At 70.6% G+C, this 13,156-nt stretch carries 14 protein-coding genes and 1 pseudogene; 9 read left to right on the plus strand and 6 right to left on the minus strand.

Annotated features, from left to right (window positions below; genetic code table 11):
* Nucleotides 1–5 precede the first annotated feature (5 nt).
* Entirely contained in the window at nucleotides 6–1,046 is a 1,041-nt protein-coding gene (locus MKW14_RS24245; RefSeq protein ID WP_240865304.1) for a helix-turn-helix transcriptional regulator, read from the plus strand.
* Here MKW14_RS24245 and MKW14_RS24250 read toward each other — a convergent pair.
* Entirely contained in the window at nucleotides 1,009–1,989 is a 981-nt protein-coding gene (locus tag MKW14_RS24250) for a LuxR C-terminal-related transcriptional regulator (protein ID WP_240865305.1), read from the minus strand. The two genes, MKW14_RS24245 and MKW14_RS24250, sit on opposite strands and share 38 nt — an antisense overlap.
* Complete coding sequence (locus tag MKW14_RS24255) at nucleotides 1,982–2,932, minus strand: helix-turn-helix transcriptional regulator (RefSeq protein WP_240865419.1); 951 nt, start codon at nucleotides 2,930–2,932, stop codon at nucleotides 1,982–1,984. The genes MKW14_RS24250 and MKW14_RS24255 overlap by 8 nt, the downstream gene beginning before the upstream one ends.
* Before the next feature lie 182 nt (nucleotides 2,933–3,114).
* On the opposite strand from MKW14_RS24255, the gene MKW14_RS24260 reads away from it, so the two are divergent.
* Together MKW14_RS24260 and MKW14_RS24265 are read left to right on the plus strand one after the other, a co-directional pair.
* The gene (locus MKW14_RS24260) at nucleotides 3,115–3,366 is read left to right on the plus strand and encodes a hypothetical protein (RefSeq protein ID WP_240865307.1); all 252 of its coding nucleotides are present in this window, start codon (nucleotides 3,115–3,117) and stop codon (nucleotides 3,364–3,366) included.
* Entirely contained in the window at nucleotides 3,363–3,698 is a 336-nt protein-coding gene (locus MKW14_RS24265) for a hypothetical protein (RefSeq protein WP_133044153.1), read from the plus strand. The genes MKW14_RS24260 and MKW14_RS24265 overlap by 4 nt, the downstream gene beginning before the upstream one ends.
* 140 nt (nucleotides 3,699–3,838) lie before the next feature.
* On the opposite strand, the gene MKW14_RS24270 is transcribed toward MKW14_RS24265, so the two are convergent.
* Nucleotides 3,839–4,252 carry a pyridoxamine 5'-phosphate oxidase family protein gene (locus MKW14_RS24270; protein ID WP_240865309.1) on the minus strand — a complete coding sequence of 138 codons (414 nt, stop codon included), beginning with the start codon at nucleotides 4,250–4,252 and terminating at the stop codon, nucleotides 3,839–3,841.
* A gap of 115 nt (nucleotides 4,253–4,367) precedes the next feature.
* Here MKW14_RS24270 and clpB point away from each other — a divergent pair, with 115 nt between their 5' ends.
* Together clpB and MKW14_RS24280 are read left to right on the plus strand one after the other, a co-directional pair.
* Complete coding sequence (gene clpB / locus MKW14_RS24275; protein WP_240865311.1) at nucleotides 4,368–6,965, plus strand: ATP-dependent chaperone ClpB; 2,598 nt, start codon at nucleotides 4,368–4,370, stop codon at nucleotides 6,963–6,965.
* Nucleotides 6,966–7,279: 314 nt separating this feature from the next.
* Nucleotides 7,280–7,810: a YbjN domain-containing protein gene (locus MKW14_RS24280; RefSeq protein WP_133044158.1), complete on the plus strand. Its 531-nt coding sequence runs from the start codon at nucleotides 7,280–7,282 to the stop codon at nucleotides 7,808–7,810.
* 13 nt (nucleotides 7,811–7,823) lie between these two features.
* Here the strand turns inward: MKW14_RS24280 and MKW14_RS24285 are convergent, their stop codons facing one another.
* Both MKW14_RS24285 and MKW14_RS24290 read right to left on the minus strand, forming a co-directional pair.
* Complete coding sequence (locus MKW14_RS24285; protein ID WP_374116590.1) at nucleotides 7,824–9,023, minus strand: glycosyltransferase family 39 protein; 1,200 nt, start codon at nucleotides 9,021–9,023, stop codon at nucleotides 7,824–7,826.
* Nucleotides 9,024–9,115: 92 nt separating this feature from the next.
* Nucleotides 9,116–9,550, minus strand: a pseudogene (locus MKW14_RS24290) (aminotransferase class I/II-fold pyridoxal phosphate-dependent enzyme); the annotation flags it as partial.
* 91 nt (nucleotides 9,551–9,641) lie between these two features.
* Between MKW14_RS24290 and MKW14_RS24295 the strand changes: the two are divergent.
* Both MKW14_RS24295 and MKW14_RS24300 read left to right on the plus strand, forming a co-directional pair.
* Entirely contained in the window at nucleotides 9,642–10,127 is a 486-nt protein-coding gene (locus tag MKW14_RS24295; protein ID WP_240865312.1) for a prevent-host-death family protein, read from the plus strand.
* Between the two features lie 26 nt (nucleotides 10,128–10,153).
* A complete protein-coding gene (locus MKW14_RS24300; RefSeq protein ID WP_240865313.1) occupies nucleotides 10,154–10,474 on the plus strand; it encodes a hypothetical protein in 321 nt (106 codons plus the stop codon).
* 57 nt (nucleotides 10,475–10,531) lie between these two features.
* Here MKW14_RS24300 and MKW14_RS24305 read toward each other — a convergent pair whose 3' ends face one another.
* Complete coding sequence (locus MKW14_RS24305) at nucleotides 10,532–11,743, minus strand: pyridoxal phosphate-dependent aminotransferase (RefSeq protein ID WP_240865314.1); 1,212 nt, start codon at nucleotides 11,741–11,743, stop codon at nucleotides 10,532–10,534.
* Nucleotides 11,744–11,864: 121 nt separating this feature from the next.
* On the opposite strand from MKW14_RS24305, the gene MKW14_RS24310 reads away from it, so the two are divergent.
* Nucleotides 11,865–12,176: a hypothetical protein gene (locus tag MKW14_RS24310; RefSeq protein WP_240865315.1), complete on the plus strand. Its 312-nt coding sequence runs from the start codon at nucleotides 11,865–11,867 to the stop codon at nucleotides 12,174–12,176.
* Nucleotides 12,177–12,546: 370 nt separating this feature from the next.
* Entirely contained in the window at nucleotides 12,547–13,149 is a 603-nt protein-coding gene (locus MKW14_RS24315; protein ID WP_240865316.1) for a DUF2617 family protein, read from the plus strand.
* Nucleotides 13,150–13,156: the final 7 nt, after the last annotated feature.

Here is a 13,156-nt window from a genome sequence, read left to right on the forward strand (position 1 = left end):
GGGCGATGACCGGGCACGGGACGGACGAGCATCCACACGGTGCTGACCGACTGTGCGAGGCCGGGGATCGTGTGTATTCCCGGGCCGTGCGGCGGGGCCGTGTGTCGCGCCGCGACGCCGAGCCGGTGCCCTGTCTGCTGGACCTGGCCCTGCTGCACCCCGACCCCGACGACATGGACTGGCTGGTGCCGACGTCCCCGCTGGAGGTCATGACGCGGCTACTGCGCGAGGTCCACGACCAGGTCAGCGCCAACCAGCGGCGGGTGGGCTCGGCGGTGGCCGCCGTCGAGTGGTACGCGGGGCTCGGGCCGGCCGTGCAGGTGGGCGCCGGCGAGGGCACCGCGATCCGGGTGCTGGACGGGCTCTCCCGCATCCAGGCGGCGATGGACGAGGCGACACAGGCGTGCACCACGGAGGTGCTCACCGTGCAGCCGGGCGGCATCCGCCCCGAGCACGAGCTGACGGAGGGCCTGCACCGGGCGCTGGAGCTGCGGGCGCGGGGCGTGCGGATGCGCGACCTGTACACGCATGTCGCCCGCCACGGGCAGGGCCTGCTCAACTACCTGGAGCTGATGGGCAACACGGTCGAAGCCCGCACCCTCGACGAGGTCATCGACCGGCTGATCCTCTTCGACCGCACGGTGGCCTTCATCCCCGCCAACGCCGACCGCACCCTCGCCCTGGAACTGCGTCACCCGGCCCTGGTCGGCTACCTCGGCACGGTCTTCGACCGTCTGTGGCGCCTGGCCATCCCGCTCACCGCGCCCCTGCCCGACACCGGCATCGAGGGCATCTCCCACCGCGAGCAGTCCATCGCGGCGCTGCTCGCGGAAGGCCACCAGGACGCGGTGATCGCCGAGCGCCTGGGCATAAGCGTCCGCACCTGCCGCGCCCACATCGCCCGTCTCTCCGAGACCCTGGGCGCCGCGAGCCGCACCCAACTCGGCGTCCGCATCGCCCAGGTGGGCCTGCACGGGCCCCGCGGCCCGGAGGAGGTCACTCCTTCGGTCACTCTTCCCGGTCGAGGATCCCCGACCGTGCGATGAGGTAACCGAGCTGCGCCCGGCTGTCACTGCCGAGGGTGGCGGCGAGCTTGGCGATGTGCACCCGGGCGGTACGGATGTTCAGCCCCAGCCGGTCGGCGATCACGGCGTCGGTGTGCCCCTCGACGAGGAGGGTGGCGATGGCGCGTTGGCGGGGGGTGATGCCGTCGGGGGCGGGCTCCGGGACGGCCCGGGGGTGCATGGGGGTCGCCAGGTGCCACAGGCGGTCGAAGACCGTGGCGAAGTAGTCCAGCAGGACGGGGTGACGGACCTCGAGGGCCAGCGTGCGGTCCTTGTTGGCGGGGATGAAGGCGACGGCGCGGTCGATGACGACAAGGCGTTCGGTGACCTGGTCGAGGGTGCGCGCCTCGGCGTCTCCGCGCAGCTGCTCGTAGCGGGCGACCACGGCGGGGGAGTGGCGCTGGGTGTGCTGGTAGAGGGTGCGGATACGGCCGCCCCGGTCCAGCAGGGCCTGGTCGCGGGCGAGGCTGCGGGCGAGGCGGGTGGCGGGACTGCGGCCGTCGTAGGGCTGGATGGCCAGCAGTTCCCTGGAGGCGTCCGCCATCGCGGTGGTGATGGCCTCGTTGATGCGGTCGACTCCGCCGAGGACACCGATGGCCGGCGCGTCCACCGGTGCGGTGCTCCGCCCGTCGATCCGCATGAGCGGTTCGAACGTCTCGGCCAGCCGCTGCTCGCGCCGGCGTTCCTCGGCTATGCGGTCCGCGGTGCCGCGCAGCAGGCGGTGCAGGGCGACGGCCGGCGCGACGGGCTCCAGGCGGCCGGGGTCCGTGACGGCGGGGTGCAGCAGGCCGAAGTCCACGAGGCAGGGCGCCGCGTCGGCGTCCGCACCGCTCACATGCCCTTCGCGCAGGGCGCGGCCGTACAGCTCCCGGCCCGCGTCGCACAGTTCCTCGGGGCCGTGCCGGTGCGTCCTTCCGTCACGCATCGGGCTCCTGTTTCAGAAGCCCCGACTGCGCTATGAGGAAGCCGAGTTGGGCTCGGCTGCCGCTGCCCAGAGCCGTCGCGAGCTTGGCTATGTGGGCGCGGCAGGTCCGTACGTTCATCCCCAGGCGCCGGGCGATCGCCTCGTCGACATGCCCCTCGACCAGGAGCTTGGCGATGGAGTGCTGGATCTCCGTGATGCCGTCCGGGGCGGTCTCGTACGGGGCGCCGGCGCTCAACGGGACCGCACGCGCCCACATGAACTCGAAGACCTTGATCAGATAGCGGACCAGCCCGGGGTGCCGAAGCTCCAGGGCCACCTCCCCGTCGTCACGGGTCGGGATGAACGCCACCGTCTCGTCGCAGATGATCAGCCGCTCGACCAGCTCGTCGATTGTCCGGTACTCGACCTTGCCGTCGGTGAACTGGGCGACGTAGGCCAGCGTCTCCGGGCTGTAGCGGGCGGGGTGCTGGTAGAGCGTGCGGATGCGGCAGCCCCGTTCGATCAGCGGACGGTCGCGGTTGAGGCCCTGGGCGAGGGTGTGCTCGAGGCGGCGACGGCTGGGCTGGACGGTGAGCATCTCCGTGTGGGTCTGGGCGGTGGCCAGGTCGAGCGCCGCGTTGATCCGGTCCAGGCCCTCCAGCACGGTGATGGAATGAGTGGTGGCCGTCGGCTGGGCACTGATGCTCATGAACGGCTCGAAAGCGTCGGCGAGTTCGATGGACTCCCGGCGGCGCTGGGTGATCTCGTGCTCGATCGGGTTGAGCCGCTGGGCCAGGGCGATCGAGGGGGGTACCGGGCGTAGCCAGTTCGGGTCGTCGGGATCGGGATGAAGGAGGGCGAACTCCATCAAACAGGGCGCGGGTTCCACATCCGTACGGGCTAGGCGTCCCGTCCGGAGAGCGTTCCCGTAAAGGCGGCGCCCGTCCTCGCACAGGTCGGTCAGCCCGTGGGGATGTGTCCGCTTAGTCTCATTTATCGCCAAATCTCCACCCCCCAGGGTCCTGAACGTGCAGGAACATGATGCATCGTTTGTGTGGCCATGACGTGCCGGAATGGGCCATCGTCGTATTCGGACGGGGGAGAGGTGACCTTTACATGAGGACGAAGCCGACTATGCATAAGAGAATGCTTCGCTCGGCGCTTGTCGCCGCCTTCTCCACCGCTGTGGCCTTCGGAGTACTGGGCGGCCTCACGGGGGCGAAGAGTGACAGCGCGCAGGACAGCACCTGGCGCACGACCTCCGTCTCCGCCGCAGCGGCCGGCGACAGTACGTGGGCCGTCACCGCGGCGGACGTCCCGGGTGACAGCACGTGGGTCGCGCCCGGTGACAGCACGTGGGTGGCGCCCAGCGACAGCACGTGGGCCGTGCAGTCATGACCACCCCACCCGACGACCGCTCCTTCCGCCGCGAGATGGCCACCGCCTACCGCTCGGGCTGGCACTTCATCGACCTCGTCACCGCGATCCCCCACTCCGGTGACTCGCTGATGGTGACCGTCTTCGGTGAGCCGGTCGTCGTCACGCGGGACGAGGACGAGGACGTACGGGCGTACCGGTGTCTGCGGCGGCCTCGGGGGGCGCCGCAGCCCGTGCGGTGTGCCGTCCGGTACGGAATGATCTTTGTGAACCTCGACCAACGAGACCACCGGCTGGTGGAACCGGAAACCCCCCAAGTTCGGACCATCTCAGCCACCCCCCGCAGTGCCTGACGCGATTCCCCCGTCGTAACAGATCGCTCAGGTGCTTCCCCCCGCAGCGGCGTCACCGTGACCTGAACACGGTGACGCCGCTGCAGTTTTGGGCGACATTTCAGTACATCGGCCCGACCGTCCGGGGTCGCACCCGCCCGTCACCCCTGCCCCATCGCCCGCGTCAGCTCGATCTCGATCACCACCCGGTCGGGATTCGGCGCCGGCGTGCGCTCGTAGCGCTCGGCGTAGCGCCGCTCGGCCTCCGCGACCCGCGCGCGGTCCGTCCGTACGACCGCCCTGCCCTCCAGCGTCGCCCAGCGTCGCCCGTCCACCTGGCACGCGGCGACCCGTGCTCCCTCGGGTCCGGCCGCCTGGACATTGGCCACCTTCGTACTGGACTTGTTGGTGATCACCCGAGCCAGTCGCTCCTCGGGGTCGTATGTGACACCGACGGGCACCACGTGCGGGCTGCCGTCCGGGCGGGGGGTCGTCAGCGTGCACAGGTGGCGTTCCCGCCAGAAACGGAGGTACGTGGGGTCCGGGGCGCCGGGGTCCTGGGTGTAGGTCGCCATGCCCGGAACTTAGCCCCTGGGAACCTCCTGCTCTACCCTTGAGCGGAATAGACTCAACTTTGTGTACGCTGACTGAGTCAGCAACTGGAGAACGTGGCAGGAGGAGAGCGCGAACGTGGACGCCGAGCTGACCAACCGGAGCCGGGACGCCATCAACGCGGCGAGCAACCGCGCCGTGACCGAGGGGCACCCCGACCTCACCCCCGCCCACCTGCTCCTCGCACTGCTCCAGGGGCAGGACAACGAGAACATCACCGACCTGCTGGCCGCCGTCGACGCCGACCAGGCGGCCGTACGGGCCGGAGCGGAGAAGATCCTCGCCGGACTGCCCAGCGTGACCGGTTCCACCGTCGCGCCCCCGCAGCCCAACCGCGAGCTGCTCGCCGTCATCGCCGACGCCACCGAGCGCGCCCGCGACCTCGGCGACGACTACCTCTCCACCGAGCACCTGCTCCTCGGCATCGCCGCCAAGGGCGGTCCGGCCGGTGACGTACTGTCCGGGCAGGGGGCCAGTGCCAAGAAGCTGCAGGAAGCCTTTCAGAAGGCGAGGGGAGGACGCCGGGTGACCACGCCCGACCCCGAGGGCCAGTACAAGGCCCTGGAGAAGTTCGGCACCGACTTCACGGCGGCGGCCCGGGACGGCAAGCTCGACCCCGTCATCGGCCGCGACCAGGAGATCCGCCGCGTCGTACAGGTGCTCTCGCGCCGTACCAAGAACAACCCCGTCCTCATCGGTGAGCCCGGCGTCGGCAAGACCGCCGTCGTCGAGGGGCTCGCCCAGCGGATCGTCAAGGGGGACGTGCCGGAGTCGCTGAAGGACAAGCGGCTCGTCGCCCTGGACCTCGGCGCGATGGTCGCCGGGGCGAAGTACCGGGGTGAGTTCGAGGAGCGGCTGAAGACCGTCCTGGCCGAGATCAAGGACTCGGACGGCCAGATCATCACCTTCATCGACGAGCTGCACACCGTCGTCGGCGCGGGCGCCGGCGGCGACTCCGCGATGGACGCCGGCAACATGCTCAAGCCCATGCTGGCCCGCGGCGAGCTGCGCATGGTCGGCGCCACCACCCTCGACGAGTACCGCGAGCGGATCGAGAAGGACCCCGCCCTGGAGCGCCGCTTCCAGCAGGTCCTGGTCGCCGAGCCCACCGTCGAGGACACCATCGCGATCCTGCGCGGCCTCAAGGGCCGTTACGAGGCCCATCACAAGGTCCAGATCGCCGACAGCGCGCTCGTCGCCGCCGCGACCCTCTCCGACCGCTACATCACCTCCCGCTTCCTGCCCGACAAGGCCATCGACCTCGTCGACGAGGCCGCCTCGCGGCTGCGCATGGAGATCGACTCCTCCCCGGTCGAGATCGACGAACTCCAGCGCGCCGTCGACCGGTTGAAGATGGAGGAGCTGGCGCTGGAGAAGGAGACCGACCCGGCCTCCCGTGAGCGGCTGGAGAAGCTGCGCCGCGACCTCGCCGACAAGGAGGAGGAGCTGCGGGGCCTGACCGCCCGCTGGGAGAAGGAGAAGCAGTCCCTCAACCGCGTCGGTGAACTCAAGGAGAAACTCGACGAGTTGCGCGGCACCGCCGAACGCGCCCAGCGTGACGGCGACTTCGACACCGCCAGCAAGCTGCTGTACGGCGAGATCCCGGCCCTGGAACGGGACTTGGAGGCCGCCTCCGAAGCCGAGGAGGAGGCCGCCAAGGACACCATGGTCAAGGAAGAGGTCGGCTCCGACGACATCGCCGACGTCGTCGCCGCCTGGACCGGCATCCCCGCCGGGCGCCTGCTGGAGGGCGAGACGCAGAAGCTGCTGCGCATGGAGGACGAGCTGGGCAGGCGCCTGATCGGCCAGAAGGAGGCCGTCCAGGCGGTGTCGGACGCCGTCCGCCGCACCCGCGCCGGCATCTCCGACCCCGACCGCCCCACCGGCTCCTTCCTCTTCCTGGGCCCGACGGGCGTCGGCAAGACCGAACTCGCCAAGGCGCTCGCGGACTTCCTCTTCGACGACGAGCGGGCCATGGTCCGCATCGACATGTCCGAGTACGGCGAGAAGCACAGCGTCGCCCGTCTGGTCGGCGCCCCTCCCGGCTACGTCGGCTATGAGGAGGGCGGCCAGCTGACCGAGGCGGTGCGCCGGCGGCCGTACAGCGTGGTGCTGCTGGACGAGGTCGAGAAGGCCCACCCCGAGGTCTTCGACGTGCTCCTGCAGGTGCTGGACGACGGCCGCCTGACGGACGGTCAGGGCCGTACGGTCGACTTCCGCAACACGATCCTGGTGCTGACCTCCAACCTCGGCAGCCAGTTCCTGGTCGACCCCATCACCAGCGAGGCGGAGAAGAAGGAGCAGGTCCTGGAGGTGGTCCGGACGTCCTTCAAGCCGGAGTTCCTCAACCGCCTCGACGACCTGGTGGTCTTCTCGGCGCTGACCAAGTCCGAGCTGGAGCGCATCGCGGGGCTCCAGATCGACCGTCTGGCCAAGCGCCTGTCGGAGCGGCGCCTGACCCTGGAGATCACCGATGAGGCGCTGGACTGGCTCGCCACGGAGGGCCTGGACCCGGCCTACGGCGCCCGTCCGCTGCGCCGCCTCGTCCAGACCGCCATCGGCGACCGCCTCGCCAAGGAGATCCTGGCGGGCGAGGTCAAGGACGGCGACACGGTCCGGGTGGACGCGTTCGGCGAGGGCCTGATCGTGGGGCCGACGACGGGCAAGACGCTGTAACCCGGCAGGAGTCGCACGCCCGTCGCCCTCGCGGGTGGCGGGCCTGTCCTTCGAGCTGTGGCTGCTCCTGCACTTCGCCGCGCAGACGGCTCACGTCCCGACCCGTGAGAAGTTGCCGCCGCCCCTGTGGAAGCACGTGTTTCCACCGGCGTCCGGCGGCTCGTCGAGCGGATGGAGGAGCGCTGAAGGCGGCCGTACGAGGGCGCCTTCCCGGGGGAGGTTGCCGGTCGTGGGGCAAGCGAGAGAGGGTGGAGTCAGACGTCTGGTCTCAGCTATGGCCGGACGAGCCAGACGACCGCCAGGAGTCTCCAAGTATGACCATCGACCCGTCCTCGATTCCGAACTTCGGGGGCCAGCCCGAGCCGCAGCCCCAAGGACCGGCGGGCCCCGTCATTCCGGATCAGGACCTCGTGAAGCAGCTCCTCGACCAGATGGAGCTCAAGTACGTCGTCGACGACGAGGGCGACCTCGCTGCGCCGTGGGAGCAGTTCCGTACGTACTTCATGTTCCGCGGCGAGGCGGACCAGCAGGTCTTCTCGGTGCGGACGTTCTACGACCGCCCCCACAAGATCGACGAGAAGCCGCAGCTGCTGGAGTCCATCGACGACTGGAACCGGCGGACCCTGTGGCCCAAGGTCTACAGCCACACCCACGACGACGGCACGGTCCGTCTGATCGGCGAGGCGCAGATGCTGATCGGCACCGGCGTCAGCCTGGAGCACTTCGTCTCCTCGACGGTCAGCTGGGTGCGCGCCGCCATCGAGTTCGACAAGTGGCTCGTGGAGCAGCTGGGCCTGGAGCAGGAGATCAACGAGGCGGACGAGCCCGGGGACGACGAGGAGTAGCCCCCGTCCGCCTCTACAGCGGCATGTTCGCGAGCACCAGCAGATACGCCCCGTAGCAGTACGAGAGCCCGGCCAGGGCGCCGACCACCACGGTCGCGTGCCAGGGCCGGGCTCTCGCCGTCCGCACCAGGGCCCGGGCCAGCGGGATGAGCAGCGGGAAGGCCGGGATCAGGAAGCGGGGCTTGCACTCGAAGAAGCCCGAGCCGCCGAGCACGACCAGCAGCAGCACACCGGTGTAGACGAGGAGCGGGAGCGGGGCGCGATCGGCGAGGAGAAGGGCGTACAGGACCAGGCCCGCCGCGACGATCACCAGGGCCATCGGGAAGACCAGCCGGTCCCCCTGCAGCAGCAGATGGCGGACGAACTGCCACGCGCCCTCGCCGAAGTCGAAGCGGGACCCCCAGCGGCGCTGCAGGTCGAAGTAGCCGCGCAGCACGCTTCCCTCGCGGCGGCCGACCCACAGCACGTACGCCACCCACCCCGTCGGCGCGATCGCGGCCGCCGTCCACAGCCTGTGGGTAACTTCGCGGCGCTGCCGGACGCGCCGCCCCGTCTCCCACAGCGCCGCGGCCACCACCGCCGCGGCCAGCGCGAAGGCGTTGGGCCGGGACAGCCCCGCCAGCGCCGCCAGCGCCCCCGCCCACAGCCAGCGGCCGGTGAGCAGGGCGTACAGCGTCCAGGCGGCGAAGGCGGTCAGTACGGGCTCGGTGTACGCCATGGACAGCACCACCGAGTGCGGCAGCAGGCCCCACAGCAGGACCAGGGCGGTGCCGACGGCCCGTCCGTGCAGCCGGGCGCCGACCGCGTAGATCCCGCAGGCGGCCACCGCGGCCGCCGTCCACGACACGACCAGGCCCGCCGCTCCGCCGCTGAGCGGGCTCAGGGCCGTCACCGCCCGGACCAGTGCCGGGTAGAGCGGGAAGAACGCCATGTCGCTGACCACTCCGAGGTGGGTGCGCTCGGTGCGGACGTAGCCGTGCGCGGCGATGCCCAGGTACCACAGGGAGTCCCAGGACCGGCCGAGCAGCGCGAGCGGGTTGCGGCCGGTCCGCCAGGAGGCCAGGGCGAGCACGGCGACACCGAACAGCCGGGCGGTGAGGAAGAGCCCGACGGCGCCGCCCATCGCGACCGTGGGGGACACCCGGGCGCGGTCCTTCGTGCCCGGGCTCGGCTTCGTGCGCGAGGAGGGGATGAGGGTGCTGGCGTGGGTCACAACGGCACATTGACGGTTAAAACGGGCAGGCGCGAGTGTTGTGCCGCCGGGTGAGTACGTTTTCGTGGCGTCCGGCGTGGCGGCGTGACGCCTCAGACGAGCGCCTTCAGCCGCCGGGCCGCCTCCTCCAGCGCCGAGCCCTGCTTGCAGAACGCGAAGCGCACGAAGGGGGCGCCTTGCTCGCGGTGGTCGTAGAAGACCGCGTTGGGGATGGCGACGACCCCGGCGCGTTCCGGCAGGGCACGGCAGAAGGCGAAGCCGTCGCTCTCGCCGAGGGGGCGGATGTCGGTGGTGATGAAGTAGGTGCCCGCCGTCCGGAATACCTCGAACCCGGCGTCGGCAAGCCCCGCCGCCAGTACGTCCCGCTTGGCCAGCATGTCCGCGCGGAACGCCTCGAAGTAGCTGTCCGGCAGCGCGAGGGCCTCGGCAACGGCGTAGTGGAAGGGCCCGGAGGCGACATACGTCAGGAACTGCTTGGCCGCACGGACGGCGGCGACGAGATCGGGGGCGCCGGTCATCCAGGCGACGCCGCGTTCACGCACCCATTTATCAGGACCTCCGGCCAGCCGTCTCGCTTGAGCGATCGCAATCAGAGCATAATCAGAGTACAGTCTGAGTATGAGCATCGCGCACCTGGCATCTGAATCGGAAGCCGTCACGTTCACCGATCTGTCCCGGAACCCGAAGGCCGTCGCGGCCAGGGCCGCCGCGCTTGGATGCCTGCGTGTCACGCACCGGGACGCGCCTGACATGGTGCTGACCACCGCCATACATGCAGAGCGCACCGAAGAAAACCTGACCACCGCTTCCCGGCTGTTCCTTGCCCTGATGAAGCAGGACGACGGTGCCAAGTCGCTTCTGCTCGCGCTGCCCGAGGTGTTTCCGTGGGCGCGCCACCTCGACGGCGAAGAAGTCCGGGAGTTCACCGCCGAGCTCCTGGACGCGCTGTCCGACGCCGCTGAGCTGGGCGCCCGGGAGGCTGTGCACCGGGCGATCGTCTCGTGGCGGGCAACCGCCCGCATCAACGCCGACCCTGACCAGCTCAGGGAAGCCCTCCGTCCGCTTGGTGACGTCGACCTCGGCCCGGTCGAGGTACACGAGTGAGTCCGAAGAAAGGCGATCGGGTCAGCGTGCCTCCGCTGAGCGGATGGAACGTCATCTACGGGACGACGGAGGCCGCGACCGGTTGGGAGGAGCTGTGCCGGGTGGCGCTGCCGAACGCGCATCGCTGCCTGGAGGCCCTTCGTACGGACCCGCTGTCGCGGGCCAACTGGAATCGCCAGCACCAGCTCCGCGGCAGGCATGCCACCAGAGAATGGAAGGGCTCCGAGCTGGAGCAGTGGGAGTACGAGATCACCAGCGGCGGCCGGGTCCGCTACCTGGTCAGCCCGGAAACCTCGACTGTGATCCTGGTGTACGCCTCCCCGCGACATCCGAAGGACACCGAATAGCTCGGCCAGCGGTTATTTCATGACAGAGATGCGCGGAGGCGATGCCGGCCAAGGGGATCACTGTGTTGGTTCGGTGCTCGGCGCGGCCAGCGACTTGAGTCGGGCGGCTGCGTCCGCCAGCACCTCAGTACGTTTGCAGAACGCGAATCGTACGAAGGGTGCGCCGTGCTCGCGGTGGTCGTAGAAGACCGCGTTCGGGATCGCGACCACCCCGCAACGCTTCGGCAGCGTACGGCAGAAAGCGAAACCGTCGCTCTCGCCGAGTGGGCGGATGTCGGTGGTGATGAAGTACGTACCGGCCGGGCGGAACACCTCGAAGCCCGCCTGCTCCAGGCCGCCCGCGAGCAGCTCGCGCTTGGCCCGCATGTCGGCGCGGAACTCCTCGAAGTACGAGTCCGGCAGGCTCAGGGCCTCGGCGACCGCGTACTGGAAGGGGCCGGAGGCCACGTACGTCAGGAACTGCTTGGCCGACCGCACCGCCGCGACCAGCGCGGGCGGCGCCGTGACCCAGCCGACCTTCCAGCCGGTGAAGGAGAAGGTCTTGCCGGCCGAGCCGATGGTGACCGTGCGCTCCCGCATGCCCGGGAAGGTCGCGAGCGGGATGTGCTCGGCATCGTCGAAGACCAGGTGCTCGTACACCTCGTCGGTGACGACCAGCAGGTCCCGCTCGACGGCGAGCTCGGCGACGGCGGTGAGCTCCTCGCGGGTGAGGACCGTGCCGGTGGGGTTGTGCGGGGTGTTGATCAGCAGCAGCCGGGTGCGGTCGGTGACGGCGGCGCGCAGCTCGTCGAGGTCCAGGCGGAAGCTGCCCTCGTGCGGGCGCAGGGTGACCGGCACGCGCGTGCCGCCCGCCATCGCGATGCAGGCCGCGTAGGAGTCGTAGTACGGCTCGAAGGCGACGACCTCGTCCCCGGGCTCCAGCAGGGCCAGCAGGCTCGCGGCGATGGCCTCCGTGGCGCCCGCGGTCACCAGCACCTCGGTGTCGGGGTCGAACGACAGTCCGTACCGCCGCTCCTGGTGCGCGGCGACGGCGGCGCGCAGCTCGGGGATGCCGGGGCCCGGCGGGTACTGGTTGCCGCGCCCGTCGCGCAGCGCCCGCACGGCGGCCTCCCGGACCTCCTCGGGACCGTCCGTGTCGGGAAAGCCCTGGCCCAGGTTGATCGACCCGGTCCGCAGAGCCAGGGCCGACATCTCGGCGAAGATCGTCGTCCCGAACTCGGCGAGCCTGCGATTGAGGAACGGGCGGTCACTGGAGGTCATGCGGGCCATCCTGCGCCCAAGCTCTGGAGTTCCTCAACTCTGCTTTGGCCGGGGAGGCGGCGGGGCATCCCCGGTGCACGCAAGTAGCGAGGCGCCCACGGGGGGCTGCTTCGGGGGACTCGGAAGGACGGTGACGACTGTGTTCACCGGATTCATCGTGGCGGTGATCGTGCTCGCGATCGTCGGTGTCGTCGTGGCGACGGCGCGTGCGGGCAGCCGCGGCAAGGCGTTCGGGGGCGGCTCCTCCTCGTCCGGCGGCAGCTGGTGGGCCGGCGACAGCGGCTCCTCGTCCGGAGGAGGGCACCACTCGGGAGGGCACCACTCCGGAGGGCACCACTCCGGCCACTCCTGCGGGGGCGGTCACTCGTGCGGGGGCGGCTCGTCCTGCGGCGGCGGCTCGTCGTGCGGGGGCGGGGGCGGCTGCGGCGGCGGGGGGAACTGAGCGGCCGATGCGGTCCCTCCTCGGGCGCCTCGCGAATCTCCCGTTCCCCGGCACAGGTGTGCGGACACGGGACAGGAGCGAGGCGCCCGGCCGCGCTCCGGCGTGCGCCACGGCCGCCGTGGCGTACGCCGTAGTTGAACAGTTGAGCTGTGGAGCCCTCTGAGGGATGGAAACCCCACGAACTTGGGTAAAAACGCTGTGGCGGCGCCACCGTTCATGATTCCCTCTAAATCACCAACGCAGCCCCTCGGACGTCCCGCGGACACCTCCTGACCTCCCGACTGGGCTGACCGGGCCGATCCCCCCACAGTCGCCCGGGTGCGCCGGAACCCCACACCACCCTTTCTTTGCGTGCTAGCGGAGCCGATCCATGCTCACGACCCTGAACACCTCGTACACCGACACGCGCGCGGCCGACCTCGCCTGGGCCCTGGGGCGTGAACCGCTTCCCGCTCTGGCCACGCTCGACCTCGAACTGACCGGGGCGAAACTGCAGTTGAGACTCCTCGGCGCCTCCCACCAGGTGCTGCTGGAGGAGCGGCGCGGCAGTTGCTCGGAGACGGTGGCGTGCATCCCGGGCAGCAGCACGCCCCTTCCGCTCGGCATCGCCAAGCGCGTCGGCGACTGGGAGTACGAGTTCGCCGCGCGCGTCGAGGTGCTCTCGCCGGGCTCCTTCGCGGGCCGCGCCCAGGAGTTGCTGGCCCTCGTCTCCGAGCACCCGCACGGCCTGGCCGGCGTCTTCCCGGGCAGCCCGCACGCCTTCACGGCGATGCTGGCCCAGCACCAGGAGGGCCAGGTCCGCTGGCGCACCTGGCACGCGTACCCGCAGGACAGGCAGCTGGTGGCGACCCGGACCAGGGTCGGCGTCCGGGTTCCGGCGCCGGCCGCCGGGCCGGGCTCCCTCGGGGCCCGTTCCAAACCCGGAAGGGACCAACCGACCACCAGTTCCACACGTGTGGGTGACGAAGGGTGATGCCCGT

Origin of the sequence: Streptomyces gilvus, from assembly GCF_022513565.1 — a bacterium.
Lineage (GTDB): Bacteria > Actinomycetota > Actinomycetes > Streptomycetales > Streptomycetaceae > Streptomyces > Streptomyces gilvus.